General features: G+C 48.9%; 11 protein-coding genes. All 11 read right to left on the bottom strand.

Annotated elements, in window-relative coordinates; genetic code table 11:
- On the bottom strand, positions 1 to 586 hold a 586-nt coding region (locus AC5I6P_RS28845; RefSeq protein ID WP_495697228.1), incomplete at its 3' end, for a hypothetical protein.
- A 265-nt stretch (positions 587 to 851) separates the two neighbouring features.
- On the bottom strand, positions 852 to 1,367 hold the full coding sequence (locus AC5I6P_RS28840; protein WP_495697227.1) for a hypothetical protein: 516 nt from the start codon (positions 1,365 to 1,367) through the stop codon (positions 852 to 854).
- A gap of 106 nt (positions 1,368 to 1,473) precedes the next feature.
- Positions 1,474 to 5,307 (bottom strand): hypothetical protein, encoded by a 3,834-nt coding sequence (locus AC5I6P_RS28835; protein WP_495697226.1) that lies wholly within the window; start codon positions 5,305 to 5,307, stop codon positions 1,474 to 1,476.
- Between the two features lie 103 nt (positions 5,308 to 5,410).
- Complete coding sequence (locus AC5I6P_RS28830) at positions 5,411 to 6,286, bottom strand: hypothetical protein (protein WP_495697225.1); 876 nt, start codon at positions 6,284 to 6,286, stop codon at positions 5,411 to 5,413.
- 35 nt (positions 6,287 to 6,321) lie between these two features.
- Positions 6,322 to 7,119 (bottom strand): hypothetical protein, encoded by a 798-nt coding sequence (locus tag AC5I6P_RS28825; protein WP_495697224.1) that lies wholly within the window; start codon positions 7,117 to 7,119, stop codon positions 6,322 to 6,324.
- A complete protein-coding gene (locus AC5I6P_RS28820; RefSeq protein WP_495697223.1) occupies positions 7,109 to 7,630 on the bottom strand; it encodes a hypothetical protein in 522 nt (173 codons plus the stop codon). Before AC5I6P_RS28820 ends, AC5I6P_RS28825 begins: the two co-directional genes overlap by 11 nt.
- On the bottom strand, positions 7,614 to 8,552 hold the full coding sequence (locus AC5I6P_RS28815) for a hypothetical protein (protein WP_495697222.1): 939 nt from the start codon (positions 8,550 to 8,552) through the stop codon (positions 7,614 to 7,616). Before AC5I6P_RS28815 ends, AC5I6P_RS28820 begins: the two co-directional genes overlap by 17 nt.
- Positions 8,553 to 8,566: 14 nt before the next feature.
- A complete protein-coding gene (locus AC5I6P_RS28810; RefSeq protein WP_495697221.1) occupies positions 8,567 to 10,843 on the bottom strand; it encodes a hypothetical protein in 2,277 nt (758 codons plus the stop codon).
- A gap of 26 nt (positions 10,844 to 10,869) precedes the next feature.
- Positions 10,870 to 11,961 carry a hypothetical protein gene (locus AC5I6P_RS28805; RefSeq protein ID WP_495697220.1) on the bottom strand — a complete coding sequence of 364 codons (1,092 nt, stop codon included), beginning with the start codon at positions 11,959 to 11,961 and terminating at the stop codon, positions 10,870 to 10,872.
- A 95-nt stretch (positions 11,962 to 12,056) separates the two neighbouring features.
- A complete protein-coding gene (locus AC5I6P_RS28800; protein ID WP_495697219.1) occupies positions 12,057 to 13,820 on the bottom strand; it encodes a hypothetical protein in 1,764 nt (587 codons plus the stop codon).
- A gap of 62 nt (positions 13,821 to 13,882) precedes the next feature.
- On the bottom strand, positions 13,883 to 14,909 hold a 1,027-nt coding region (locus AC5I6P_RS28795; protein ID WP_495697218.1), incomplete at its 5' end, for a hypothetical protein.

Below are 14,909 nucleotides of genomic sequence, written 5' to 3'. Positions count from 1 at the left end.
CAGACTTGGCTGCGGTGATCGCTTCATCCTTCGCAGTTGTAACTTCAGATTGGGCAATTGTGACTGCACTGTCTTTAACTGTCGCAATATCAGACTTGGCTGCGGTGATCGCTTCATCCTTCGCAGTTGTAACTTCAGATTGGGCGATTGTGACTGCACTGTCTTTAGCTGTCGCAATGTCAGACTTGGCTGCGGTGACCACTTCATTCTTCGCAGTTGCAATGTCAGATTTCGCGGCTATCACGGCATTGTCTTTAGCGATCGCAATGTCAGACTTGGCTGCGGTGACCGCTTCATTCTTCGCAGTTGTAATGTCAGATTGGGCGGCTGTGACTGCACTGTCTTTAGCAGCGTCTTGGTCAGTTTGAGGCACAGAAGGTTCTGAGATAGGAGGTTTTGGTTTGCCGGGGGGTACAGGGCGACCGTTGCCATTGCTCAAGTCAAACATCGATTCCAAGACATCCCAGTTGTCGAGGACAGGGGATGGGGGAGGCGCAACCGATCCTCCTTCCAGAAAGAAGGATTGAAGAAGAGCCCAATTATCAGGATCGGGCTTAGAAACGGTTCTTAGGTTTTCGTCTGACATGGAGCGAATCCTCCTTTTAGGAATATCAGGATATTCCTAAAAGCTATGGGCTAATGTGTTCAATAGTTGAGTAATGATCAGTTGCTTTAATATCGTATCCTGCTGGCTCCTCCATATTTTGTACGGATGTCTGTCCGAACTAATCAATTCTATGGTGAGATCACTAGGAATGTTTTTAGGCAACTATTAAGTATTGGCTTTAGACAAGTCTGGATCGGCTTGTTGTCAAAGTTGCAATAAAAGTTGTAATGCTTATTGTCTGAGGCTATCGAGAAGATCTGCTCCGCTCCTTCATTCTCTCACCCACCTCTTCAAATTTGCTAGTGAGGCGATCGCTCCATTCCTTAATGTGTTCATCCACCTCTTCAAATTTGCTGGTGAGGCGATCGCCTAGCTGATCAATCATCTCATCATTAATGCCGAAATCTCCATCATCTTCGATATCAGAATCTCTATTATCATCTGCCTCAAACCTTTTCCGTCCTCTGCTGCTGAAACTGTAGGCATCGGCATACCCTATCTGCTTAAATTTTGGTGCTGAAGTTTCCTCCAAGCTTTGCTGTAGTGCCAGCAACCGATCGTCCTCTTCCTCGCCGCTTACTAGCCCAAACTCAAGACCATAACCGAATTGGGACGAATTCAGAGATTGTTGCAATGCCAGCAAACGATTGTCCTGTAGATTATCATCTTTTTCATAAGATGTAGCTTCAGAGAAACCCGCCTGTGCTTTTTGTTTGCAACGTTCGATTTGTTGTTCCAGGCTGAAGAGGCGATCGCTCATGCTTGTTACTCCTGACTTGTATCATAAAGCGTTAACGTGACTTAACAGAATCCAGTTCGATGTTGGGTTTCACAAGGTTCAACCTAACCTACTTGCTGAGCCTAATTTAGCCATCGATCAAGTCTGCAAGCGTATCCCAAGCATCTTTCTCGCGGCAGGTCATCATTTGCACAAACTTCTCTGGAGTGCCAGCTAGGTGAAGAATCGTGAGCATCGCTAGCCTGTTCTCGCTGGTCTGAGCGCCACCACCATGGATCGTGTCAGCCGCTGCAATCAAAGCTTTGGCTTGTGGATAGTAGAAATTGACCGCAGGCTTGACTTTCAAAGTAATGAACTTGAGGGCAGAGTAAGCTGTGATTAACAAACCAAAGGGAGTCACCTTAAAAGCCGTTTTGACAGCGTTCCAATCGATGGAGTTAATTGATGTATCGATCGCCGCTATGACCCTATCAGTCGTAGGAAGTTTGAGTTTCTTTTCCCCGTATTCCTTGAGCCGATAGAGACCAAGCTGTTTTTTCATCATCTTGGGAAATTCGATCGTTGCCTGCCATGGAGTCAGGACATTAGCCCCAAAAGTAACCATAGTACCGCTATAACCCAAGATCGAATACCCAATTAAGCCTGCATTAATCAATTTATTAATGACTGCGCTCAGCCCAGACCAAACTCCCATAGTCGCTAAGGTTGGAATTGCGCCCTTCACCGTAGCAAACTTCTCCTTAAACCATTCAGACCAAGGCTTCTCGCCTGTCTGCCGACCCATGTGTTTGATCAGGTCAATCAGTGGCTGGAGTTGTTGATCGAGTAGGGCAAGTTCGGGGTAACTGCTGGTATCAATGTCAGTAGAAGCAGCAGATGGAACTTCAATGGTGAGTACCATACCGCGCTCTGAGTTCTTGTCGGTTGCCAATTTTTTGAGGACAACCTCTGATTTCTGGGTAAATGTCTTAAATCGATCGCGAACGGCGGCAGCATCTAGGGAGATTCCCTGCTCTGCATGGGCTAAACTGCTAACCGCACTGAGCATATCGTTAAACAAGGAATGGGTTTCGTCGCCTAATATGTCCCATGCCACAGATAGTAATGTGGTTGCTCCAGTTTGATGAGCCAATGCTTTTAAAGCTTCGTCAAAGTTCAAATATCCCAGAAAATCTCTATATTGAGGAATACCCCATGCGCCGTACTTACTCTCAAATGCAAGACGACCCTTCAGGAGATCGTTAAATGTTTTGGCATTGAAGTCTGGTTCCAGGGGAATTTCCTCATTTTTGACAGCCGCATTCACTGCGAGCGCAAAAGTTGTCAATCGTCCACGAATGGCGGCTTCATCCAAAACCACTCCCTTTCTTGCCCTCGCCAAAGTGTCTGTTGCAGCTTCGATTTTGGTCATTTGGATTTTGGTCAACTGTGGAGTCGGCGTTTGCTCGTGTAAGATGTCCCAGGCTGTAGAAAGTTGGGAGAGAGCGCCACTATCTTTGGCTAACTCTGACAGTTTCCGGTTAGACGATAACTGACTTAAAAAGAACTTCAATTGAATCTGCCAATCTAAATTCTCAGACTTAAGTCGGGTTTCGAGCATGGCATTAAAATCTGATTCCAAGGACAAGGAATCTGCAAAATAGGCTCCTCGATCGCTTGCGAGCTGCTCCTCCAGATTCAAGGCAGCATACATTTCTGAATCAGGAAAATCAGATATTCCCTCATCCACTGATTGAGTTTTGCTCTGTTTAGGTGGGGTCCAAACCGGGATGCAACTTCCTTCGCCTTGAGCACTGGGCATAAACAAAATCTGCATTCCAATACAGGTCACATCGCCATTGATCGCTGCATCAATGGGGTAAGTTCCATTTTTGTTAGGGTTGAAGTCTTTTCGTCCTGCAAAATACTGGAAGAGCGCATCAAAATGCTGTTCAGTCCAGGCATCGGGGAAGAACGTAGACGCATCTTTTTTCTCTTTTTGGGTTTCTTTGTGCTGAATTTTTTGCTGATAAACTCCACATTGATCGGTTACAGTTGGTTTACCAATTCGTTGGAATTTCGCATCTCCTGTTTCGTACCCCGTCCAGTGATAGCCCGTCAATGCCATGGGATCAGCCTTGGTACCACCGATGCTGATATGGTGCCAATACCGTTCCTTGAGATTTTGGGCGGTCACTTTAGGCGCAGAGGCTTTTTGCCAAAGTGTCTCGACTGCTGTACTGATATTGGGATCATCAGTTGTAGGGCTATATTTCTTGCCATACCGCTTCTTTGCTTCGCTCTTTAAGCGGGTTAAATACTTGCTTTTTAGCTCATTGGGATTGGGTGGAACATTCTCAAGTAGAGTGCTAATGTCGTTTTCCTCTAGTTGAAATTGCATGGCTGGTTGCCAAAGTTGGTCAACACTGAGCGCGGCAACATCTGCCGCTAATTCATCCTCATTCCACTCTAAGGGTTGGCCGATCGCAGGTGCTATAGGAGTGTCTTCCTCGGCATCGTAGCCGAATGAGGATGCTTTTTCCTCCTCATCTAAAACAGCATCGAATTCATCAAAGGTTTGCTCCAGGGAAAAAGTGCCCAGGTCAAACGCCGTGGCGTGAGCCATGCTCCTGCCCATCTGGTCAAACACATCATGAGCACTGGGCAGTTTCGGGGGTAAGGATTGTGCCTGGGACGGAGGCGCGTTGTCTTTCGGGGCAGGTCCTGGGGGAGCGGATCGCTCAGTTGGAGGAGCAGGCGTTGTCTCTGCTGGTTCGTAGGTTTTCTCACCCCGTAAGATGGCAGCAACATCGGCAGCAAAGGTCTCAGCATCAGCGGACTGGGAAGTCTCGGCCATGCTATGCCCCAAGGCATCAAGTTCCAGGGCATCAAAATCGATCGCTGCTGCTTGCTCGAAATCGATCGCTGCTGCCGACTTTTGCGGTGAATGAGTGGGATTCACCACCGTGGCTTGCACTGGAATTGCCTCAGAAGCGGGATCGGGCTGACTATGGGAAATTAGAACATCTTCGTCATCGTGATCCAGGTCATTGGTGTGACTGGTTTCAGCAGGCTCTTTTACAGAGTCCTCCATCTCGTCCACGACATCAAATCCAGAGGAATCTGTCACAGGTTGGGCTACCGGATGAAGTGCTGCATCATCTTCAGTCTTCAGCCCAGAGGCATTACTGTCAGAGTTGATCGTCTCCTTCGGTATCGTTTCCGATTCTGTCTCCGCCTCAAATGCCCCAGCTTGCTCGGTGGGTATTTCCTCATCCTCAACGGCAAACGCTTCCACTGTGAAGGTTAGCGGTTTATCTCCCAAACCCAGACCATAGCTATCTTCGTCAGTAGGCAACCACTCAAATGACTCCGCTGGGGGGTGCTCTGCCCCCTCATATTCCAGAGAAATAGCTTCATCCCAATCAAATGCATGCGCCTCAGATTGGGCAGAGGATTCGGGATCGCCTTCATATTCCAGCGCGATCGCTTCATTCCAGTCAAAGGCATGAGACTCGATCTCAGGGTGCTCTGGCTGCTCTGGTTCAGCATCCTCTACTGAAAATGGCTGGACGGTGGGTGCGATCGGGGGGATACCGTAAACGCTCTGCTCTAGCGCAAACAGGGAATTGGAGTGAGACAGGGGGTCATTAACTGGGGGAGCTTCTTCCTCTACCGAAAACGCCTGTACGTCATAGACTGGAACCTCGTTATCCTCTAGGCCAAACTCCTGGCTGCGATCCTCATCTTCCTCCCAGTTCACGGCTTTAGCCTCAGGGCTTTCCTCATCCTCATAGGCCAGTTCGATCGCCTCATCCCAATCGAAGGCACGAGCTTCCATCTGGTCGTTCTGGGGGATTTCAGAGGCTTCGGGTTTCTCAACTGAAGATTCTTGAGATGGCTCGCTGACGGTGGTGTTCCCATGCAGACTTTGCTCAAGAGCTAGGAGGGAATTGGGATTGTAGCCGTTGAAGATTGACATAGTAACCACCAGAAGTAGAAGGCTGAAAGGGGGTGAGAGTGGGGGAGCGGGAATTGAGGATCAGGGATTGGGAATGGGGTGTACTTCGTTAAAGTGACGGTTGCTATGAGGGTAAGGACTTAGGATTGGGTGGGGGTGGAATGGGAGTGGTAGTGGTATCAAAAAGGTCGGGAAGTGGATCATCCCAATCGTCTTGCAGATCTGCGATCGCCTGAGCTTCCACATCGATCGTGCGGGTTGTTTGGGCCGTGGCGAATGATGCATCCTCAAAGTCAGCACTGGGGTCGCCCCCGCGGGCAGACTGCATCATTTGCAGGAGAGAGCCATAGGACGAACCGTCGCCAGACCCATCCGTCCTGGGAGGAGGCGTTGAAGTTGGTAAATCTGCATCGGGCAAGTCAATGTCTGGCAGGTCAATGTCTGGCAAATCAATATCTGGCAGGTTAAAGGCATCCGTTTCAGATATCAAAGGTTGCTCAGTAGAGGGGTCAGTAGCTGAGAAAGCCAGGGGGAGCAAGTGCTCTTCGTCGGGTTGGCCTGCTGTCGCCGCACCAGAGTGTGAATCGCTAAAAAAGGAGGGTTCAAGCAGGAGATCATCTGCCTCTACTGCTGCATCCCTCAGTTGTTGTCGCATCATGTTGTATTCCAACCCTCTGGTTCGGCTTTCCAGACGATTTGCTAAGCTCCTGTAGGAAAACCAATCGGGTCTGGCAACAGAACTGGAAAACAATTCTGCCGCATCATCCGTAACTTGTTCATCTTCATATTGATTTGCAGTTTCATTCTCATCTTCGTATTCATAGTCATCCTCATAGTCCCCTTCATCCTCTAACTCAAGGCGATCGCTCAATACAGGTGTCTGCTCATGCTCAGTCTGGGGTAATTCGCTCCTGGAACCGTAGGCGGACTGCTTCCAGCCCAACAGAGATTGCTCGAGATCGAATAGGCGATTGTGGCTGGGGTGACTGGAGGAAATCATGGGGAAGTTTTAAGTTTTGAATTATAAATTTTGAATTAAGTCTCTTCTGCCCTCTGCGTTCCGCCTGCTGCCTGCTGCTTTGGTTTGGGAAGCTGTAAATTCATTGAGACGATCGCATAGGGGTCGAGGGCAACGTGAAGTTGGCTTTGTGAATCTTGCAGGTGATGCTCGCTGATCTGAATTTTGAGTTCTTTATCGCTGGCCGAGAGGATCTCGACTGGTTGATTATTAATGGCGGCAACCGGGAATTGATCGAGGGAATGGGCGATCGCGAGATTATCGCCTTCTAACGTGAGAATAGTTTTGCCCTGAGCCTGAGACAGGCTAGCTTTCGAGACGCTGGGAGCCATTTGCTGACGACGACCCTGGTTGAGTAGTCCGGCTAATCCCTGGTAGTCATCTACAGCATTGTCAGTCACCTTTTTAATATCAACATTTTGGTGCTCCATGGTTTCCAGGTCTTTGGCAGAACGGATGCCGAGTTTCTCCAATTTCTTTTTGGTTGCAGTTGGTAGGGGCGAATCTTCGATCGAAACATCATTGCGAGCGGGGGGTCGTCGGGAGACTTCTTGAATCTGGTGATCGCGGATGGAACCCAGCTGGAAGGTGACTTTCGAGGCTCCGGTTTCACCGGGTTGGGCGGTCACGAAGCGAACGGTATCACCATCAAATTCGGGAAAGATTTGCAAATCTAGCGACATATCTTTAACGGTGTAAGTCAGTTTTCGGTTCATGCCTTTCACCGACAAAGTGTCTTGAGCTTTGTCTAACTCATAGATGAGTGAATCCAGAAACGTTTCCAGATTCCAAGAGCGGTTGTTGCTACTCGTCATCCTCCCTCACAATCCTGAGTCTCATCTGATGCCACACGGGCATGACGGTGGTGTTCACCAGTTGTGTGGGTGGTGAACCTTTAACCTGAACAGTGCCATCTGGGTTAACTGTCACTTTCAGTTCGATCGGCATATCGACCGTTAGCTGCTCGATCGTCATTACACATCCCAGTTTGGGCGTGCCAATTTGTTTCTCATAGTCGGTCAACTTTTCGACCAGTTGAGCAAAGGGCGTGAGTAAGCTGCGATCGGGAGCTTTCGCTTGCGCTGCTGCATCAAACAGATCAAACCGATGGGATGAGGGAGGAACGGGAGCTTTGGGACGCAGGGTAATCTGCTTCACTAATGGTGCCATCGCCTCATCTCGCGTCATTACTTGTAGTTTGACGGCAGCATCGAAGAGGTTCCAGTTGGCGGGGGGTAGAGAGATGTTTGTGGTGGGGAGATTGGGTGAGATCAGGGGTTTGTTAGTGGACGGTTTCGAGGAGGATGAATTATCTTCCGTTACCATTGTGCTGCTCCTCCACTTTTGATTCCAGGGTGACGGGATACACACCAACAGGTTGATCGAAGATGACTTTCATGCCGTTGAGCAGAATTGGTTCGTTAGATAGGGCGTAGTTGAGTCCTAACTGGATACTAGGAAATAATGTTTGAGATGAACTTATTGCTATAGCCTCTTGAGGAGATTTCTCTGATTCTGGTTTGTACTGAGCCCACAAGTCTGGCTGAACTTCCCAAGGGGGAGGTCCCTGTGTAAAAGTATGCTGTCCATTTCCCCACCAAAATTGAATTCGTTTTTGAAAATCAGCATCACCCCTGTTTCGGTATGCAAAGCGGAGTTCAGCAAAAGTGATAATTCGTAACTTAAAGCCGTCTTCCAACTTAAAATTGTACTTCGGTCCGAAACTAAAATTAACTACCTCCGGCTTAGTCACAACATCGTTCATGTGTCCAACAAGCTCTACATCTAACGCAAAATGGACGAAGTGATTGTGCTTGACCAGAAACTGTAGAGCTGCCTTACTTTTTCTTCTCCATATTAAATTTGCAACAACATCATCACTCGATGATGCCCCTAGATCATCCGGTTGCACAATTTCTTGAGTCTTATCAGATTCACGTAAGTACGCTGCAAAATCTTTGTTTATAGTTGGTACATTGTTCTTGCCAAAGTCAATAAGCAACTGATCGATAAAAACAGGAGTATTTACGTTGGCCAAATTGGCTGCGGTCCTGCCAGTTAACTGTTCCACCAGTTTTCCTCTCCCTCCAGATAACCCATAGAACCAATCGCCGGAAACGTAATTTCTAAACGGTGGTGTAAACGGCATAGTTGTTTCCTTATTCGCTGTATAGCTCGTTGCTTTTTTGTTAAATGTTCTTGAAGGAGGCAGTACTCTTTCTGTCGTACCAGTCTCGGAATTGGACATTGCCCACCTTATCCCTACGTACTTACTCCAATAAAATGAGCGACAGCAGGCATTGGAAAATAAACTGGATGCTCCTTCAGTGACAGCACATGACCATTGCCATTCGTCTGCTCCACCTGCTTCAAAAACACCTGTTGCAGCTTGAACTCTGGGTACACCCACAACGCTACGGTTTGTCGGGGTTTGCCGCTAAATTTCACCTCAGTGCGGGCAGCATGGCTAAATCGTCCCTTAAACTCCGAAGACATTAGCGCTGCTAACTCTGCTTCACTGAGTTGAGGATGTTTCCCAAGCCGTCCCAGCAGTTCATTTAGCCCGTAAGGACTGACCATCAATCCTGATTTCAGGCGACTCTTGCGACCAGCCAGATCATCTTCTAGCACCTGGGTCACCGTTTCCATGCGAGCATTTTCGGTGCGGTTATTCTCCAGAGAGTAGTAGTATTTGCACTCAAAATTGATTCGCCGCAAATCATCGGTAAAATCACCTTGCCAAACTTTGTGCCAGTAAGGACGATGACGATCGACATCATTCAGCGCGATCGTTTCACTCGTTCCTTCCACGCGATCGAATAGATATTCGCCCACCAGGGTCATCAGTTTCAGAGTACTGGTACCCAATTGCTTGATCTCTCCAGTTTTCTTCGATCGTCCCTGCCACACCAAGTTGACACAGACCAAATACTCTTCATTCACGGTCAGGGCTTTGAGTTGCTCCTTACTAATCTTAGGTACCACAGTCAGCGTTCCAGTCGTGGCGCTTTCGATCGGGTAATTTTGCTCAATCAACACCTTCAACGTTTTAGGATCTTTCACCAGCAATTGCAGTTTTGCCTTGCGAACAGGCTGTGGCGTTTCCAACTTCAGGGAGAAACTAATATCTCGATCGTGACGATACAAAAACCGTGACTTACCATGCATCATCACTGGACTAAGATCGGTAAACTCCAGCGTTACTGCACTTACCCGTTGAAACACGATGTCCGGTGTGGGAGCCGCCGCGATCGCCAAACTCAAAGCCATCAACACCCCATGATCGTCTGCCTCGGCTTCATCCACTCCCAACATCAAGCTCATCTGTCCTGCCGTCTTCTGCCCCCCAAATAAAGAGCCGAAAATGTTCATTAGTTGCGGCCCCAACGACGAGAGCAAACTTGGGATAGCGGGCAATAGACTAGGAAGGAGACTAGACAACAATCCTCCCAGCATGGGCAGAAACATTGATTCTGAATACTCAAGCGCATCCGCATAATCAGCCGACAGAGAGCCAGCATATTCACTGGCATAGTCATAAGACTTCCCTTCACTGTAGGGATCGGCATCCTCTTCTTCAGAAGGTGCAGAAAAACCATAAGCGGTAGATTGGTAGGGGCGATCGGAATAATAATTTTGCACCGATAAAGCCATCGACTGTGCCTGAACCGCTGAGCGACGGGATGATACTGGCGCGTGATTCATGATCGGCTGAGGTCGGGCTGGAGCAGTGCCAGAGACAGGAGTCATTGAACCAGCAGGCGTTTGTCCGGGAACAGCAGTGCCAATTTGTTGTAGCAATGCTGCGAGCAGGGCTGTAATTTGGCTAGCATCCGGTTGCCCAGGGGCTGCGCCACCTTCTGCACTTCCGGGCGTTAATTGGGGCATCAAACCGCCAATCACGCCAGCCAACTGAGGCAATACGGAACCAAGCAATCCAGCAATTCCCCCGCCAGCACCCCCCCCTGCGCCAGGAGCACCACCACCCGCGATCGCGCCTAAAACCGTAGGAGCCACCTTCGCTACCGCACCAACAACTGACCCTGCAACATTCTTGAACACATTCATCAATCCGCCCAGGAACATCGCATCACTCATGGGCTGCACTTCCCGATATTGGAAAGGCACGATTTCGACGGGTGGTTTGTCCATAGCCTTAGCTCTACTGAATACGGGTAAAGGTTTTGTCGGTAAAAGTTTTGCAGGTAAAGCTTCTGGGCTGATGCTGACCACCTGGATCGCTTCAGAGTAGGCAGGTCCAACTCGATCAGCAGTCCGAAAACTGGTGATCTGAATCAGGCGATGCTGTCGATCGAATTTGTGATTCGGGACCTCTAGAATGGTTCGACCCAAGCTGCTTTCGGGTAAAGGTCCGATCACGGGCGAGATGTAGGTAGGGTCTTCCAGTAGGGTTAATCCGTTCTGGTGCATTTGATTGCTGGCGATCGCGTAGGTGTAGAAGCGATTTGTGCCCAAATCGATCTGGAAGCGACTTTTGCCGCCATCACTGTCCTGAAATCGCAAAATTGCCAGTGCCATAGACTGATTGTGGTGTTGAATGGGTTCTAAGCGCTGGGTGTGGGTGCAGGTGCGGGTACAGGCGGAAGCTGTTGTCGAGGTGTGGCACCAGAGGCAACTTGCCCTGCGCCCAAATCAAAGCTTTCTTTGAAGTTATCGAGTTTGAAGTAGTCAGACTTGAATTGAATTTCGACAAACCCTTCTAATTCTGTAGAGGAATCTGCTCCCATGGTCGTTTCAGATCTAGCGTCAGAAACCTGGACTTTGGTTGTTGTATTCGATCTGCCAAAACTGACAATGCCGAGGTCGACGTTCCAGTAGTCAGTTGCCACTCGTGTAGCATCTTCATGACCTGTGTCAGTGTTGGTTGTTGTTTCGTCGGCGTTAATGCTAAATTTCACGCTTGCCCGAATGGTTCCTTTTTCCACCACTAAGCGAGAAACACCCATCAAGATCGTTTCTCGCAGCATGGTTCGGCGTTCTTTCGCCATCGCCAGCTTGATATCTAATAGCTTGGCTTGAATAGCGTTGTCATTCAGACTCACCTCTTTACCAGTCTTGTTGTCTACAAGCACAGGCTGTGGCGGTTCTTGGGGGGGGGACGCTGCGCCTTGTTTGGGGGTCGCTTGACGCCTGCTACGCCCACTGCCCTGACCCCCTTGCGCCATGCCCAGCTTGTAATCGTTGTTGAGTTTGGTCAGACTGTACAGAGCCTCGGTGTCGTCAACCTCTTTGGCAAATTGGGCGAGAGACTTGCTGGCTTCCTTCAAGAGTTTCTGAAAAGCTTCCATCTGTTTGATGTTGGCGTTCAAATTAGCATCAAAAACACCGTTGAGCAAATCTCGCACAAACCCAGGAAAATCTACTTTTTTAACCGTATCGCTAAGGATATCTGCGGTCGTTTGATCCTTCTTTCCCACACGTTGATTGAAGTGCCGATCTGAATCAATCAGATCGCCTGCCGTCATTTCGGTCGACAGTCCTTGAGCTTCGGCTAAGCCGTTGTAGTGAGCATCCACCAGCTCCTTATACAGCATCATCTGCTCTGATCGATCCATCGTCAGGAAGGATTGAGATTGAGCCAGTAGTTCACGGGTTTTGGCACGAGCTTGATCTTTTAGTTCTTGGTGTTCGGGCATTGCAATACTCCTGGAAGGGTGGGTAAACGAGGGGTGTTGGTGATTTGTTAGTTATTAGCTGTAATTGGGCCTTAATGGCCCAAACCTAATGCCAGCTAAACATCCCAATCGTCAAAATCCCCACCTTTATGGGCTTTTACGGGTTCTCGATGCTTGGGGGAGGGGGCTGGTGGTAGGTTTCTCCTAGCCTTACCCGCTGGCATTTTATGAGAGCCCTTACTACGGCTACTCGACTCCAGTGATGCCTGAGCAATGATCCAGGACTCGGCGGCGCTCAAGAGACGATCGAAATCGGTTGCACGCACTGCCGCTTCGGTTTCATAACCAGCCACCCACTGGAAAATTTTGTTGCCCTCAACAGCGAGCGATCGCAGAGTTGAAGTGGGGATCATCACCCCCAGGTCTTCCTTAGCAACTTGTTCAAGGACGCTCCAAAGGCTCTTGCGTCGCCCCCCAAAGTTCGTCAGGATTTCATCAGACCGAAGGATGTCTAGCGCTTCCTGAAGGTGAGCATAGTCTTCAGTGACTTGCACATGGGACATCCCCGTCATGTGCTCGGTCAGGTTATATTGCAAGTTCTTGGTAGCTTGGTAGAGTGACGATTTCGAGACCCAAACATCTTTACTGCGTTCTGACTTGCGAATATATTCTGCCACTTCTGCCATCAATTGGTGCCACAGCCCTGAGAAAGCTGTATTCACGACCATATTGGACAATAACTTCCCATTCCCTTTATTCAGCACTCGTTTATGGAGCATGGCACGCTCAGCGGGTGTGTTGCGCTCGTTTCGCAGTTTGTGGAAGCGGTAAAGGGCACTGGCGGTTGCTCCTTCCGGGATATCGAGCATCCCGCTAGCCCAACGCAATACCAATGCATTGGCAACATCAAATACCCGCATGACTTCACCGATCGTATAGACATAATCCAAAGCACCTGCTGCTTTGATGTTGGCTGGAATCACACCTTGGCGATCGACCGACTCAAAGCCATCGACTTGGAAATTCCAGGTCGCTTGACCACCCTTGATCCGCGCCGTGTCAATCGGGTCATCGGCAGCCGCGCTCGTTTTTAGGGCTTCGTTGTAAGCCAGAATAAAGTATTCGTCGTAAGCCCCGCTGTCAAAAAGCTGGTCGGATGTCTGATCTTTTCTGGTCTTAAAATCTACTCCCAATTTGATCAAATAATCCACTATCAACTTCTGGATTGTTGGGGTGAAGGAACTTTCTGGGAGTGCGCTCCGCTCGTCGATATATCTCTTGAGATAGTCAGGGATATTTTTTTCTCGATGTATGGTGCCCAGGAGTGTCGTCACGGAAGCACGCACTTGTCCGGAGCGAATGTCAATTCCTTGTTCCAGGGTGAGGTTGACGATCCGTGTCTGACTGGAATTAATCTTGATCTGTAAAGAACTAGTGACTTCTGCCAACAACCGCGCCAGAAAGTACCGTTTGGGCAAGTCCAAAACTCGTAGTAACACTGCGCTTGCTAAACCAGCAATGTCGTCTTTACTCACTGACTCGGTAGCTTGCAGTAAGACAAAGGCATAGATTTCGGAATTGGATAGTAGTGCTCTAGGAATATCTTCCAAACCACTACTATCGATGTTCTTGGTTAACTGATCAGTTTTTTCAACCGATAGGTACCTCGGCAGGCTATCTTTCGCTGTTTGTCCCAGCCCCAGCGTATGGGTATGTCCTTTATACTCTTCCCATTGCTGGTGCGTGATCCAGTATTCCGTTGCCTTGAGCGCTTTTTCCGCATAGGTATCTAGAGCCCATGTTCGCCTAATGGTCAGGACCCTATCTACTGCCCAGCCTTGCGAACCATTGTTTTTCTCTGTGGTTGCTGCCTCTACCATAGCCTTTCCATCCCTTAATAGTGATCTAATTTCAACGTCCATTGATTTTGCTTTAGCGCCCACTAACCCTTTTTGGAGGGAGCGTTGAGAAACATATCTTGGAGAACAGGCCAAGCTGGATAATTGAGTTCATCCGTTGCCTCATTCTTGGAGTTGTCTGGTGGTGCAGCAGGTGTTTCTTGATGTTTCATGAACAGATCTTCAAAAGATTGCCAAGTCTCTGGATCAATAGGAGGTTGGTTTTGGTTGCCGGGAGTTGTAGGTTTGATCAATTCCTGCACTTTATCTCTTAGCTGAATAATCTTAGGCTCGATATCTATCACCTGCTTTGTCGAGTTCATTAGGTCTTGGTAAGCAGTTTTCGCGGTTTTTGCTGCTGCTTCAACGTTATCTGCAGCGTCTTTGGCCTTTTTTGCGTTCGTTTGAGCGGTTTCTGCTGCCGTTTTCGCTAGCGTTGCGCCATCGATCGGATTGGTTGTATCTGCAACTGGTGCCACGTCTGCGACCTTTTGCGCCTCTTGTTCTTGCGTTTCGGCATTGCTCAGTGCATCCGTAATTACTTTTTCCTTGGCTTTCGCTATGTTGAAGGATTCCAGAGCGTTTCCGGATAGATTTAGGTTGGTAGATTTAGCTCTGTCTCGATTGGAATCGTCTCTTATTCGGTCTGCGGAACTAGTAATCTCGATCGCAATTTCCTGAATTTTGCTGTCTGCCACGCCCGCTTTAGCGATTTCCCAAACGGCAAGCCTAGCATAGTCTCTAGCCTTAGCAAGCGAAGCCGAGGCACGGGCTTTTGCAGCTTCCTTTTGGGCGATCGCAGATTGAAGTGCCGCATCATTGTCTTCCTTCAGCGCCCGATCAGCTTCTCTAGCTGCGTTGGCAACTTCAGCCTTTGCGGCGGTAACAGCTACTCTCTGAGCGTCGGCAACTTCAGTCTGTGCGTCTCTAACTGCATTGCCTTTAGCCGTGGTAATGCCAGATTGAGCAGCAGCGAGCGCTTTATTCACAGCGGTAACAGCTACTTCCTGAGCGTTGGCAACTTCAGTCTGTGCGTCTCTAACTGCATTGCCTTTAGCCGTGGTAATGCCA

This window comes from Myxacorys sp. (assembly GCF_059501405.1).
This window is presented reverse-complemented; position numbering and strand designations above follow the sequence as displayed.

Coding starts and splice junctions, on each gene's coding strand:
- AC5I6P_RS28840 (WP_495697227.1), bottom strand. CDS start 1,367: ATGAGCGATCGCCTCTTCAGCCTGGAACAACAAATCGAACGTTGCAAA.
- AC5I6P_RS28835 (WP_495697226.1), bottom strand. CDS start 5,307: ATGTCAATCTTCAACGGCTACAATCCCAATTCCCTCCTAGCTCTTGAG.
- AC5I6P_RS28830 (WP_495697225.1), bottom strand. CDS start 6,286: ATGATTTCCTCCAGTCACCCCAGCCACAATCGCCTATTCGATCTCGAG.
- AC5I6P_RS28825 (WP_495697224.1), bottom strand. CDS start 7,119: ATGACGAGTAGCAACAACCGCTCTTGGAATCTGGAAACGTTTCTGGAT.
- AC5I6P_RS28820 (WP_495697223.1), bottom strand. CDS start 7,630: ATGGTAACGGAAGATAATTCATCCTCCTCGAAACCGTCCACTAACAAA.
- AC5I6P_RS28815 (WP_495697222.1), bottom strand. CDS start 8,552: ATGTCCAATTCCGAGACTGGTACGACAGAAAGAGTACTGCCTCCTTCA.
- AC5I6P_RS28810 (WP_495697221.1), bottom strand. CDS start 10,843: ATGGCACTGGCAATTTTGCGATTTCAGGACAGTGATGGCGGCAAAAGT.
- AC5I6P_RS28805 (WP_495697220.1), bottom strand. CDS start 11,961: ATGCCCGAACACCAAGAACTAAAAGATCAAGCTCGTGCCAAAACCCGT.
- AC5I6P_RS28800 (WP_495697219.1), bottom strand. CDS start 13,820: ATGGTAGAGGCAGCAACCACAGAGAAAAACAATGGTTCGCAAGGCTGG.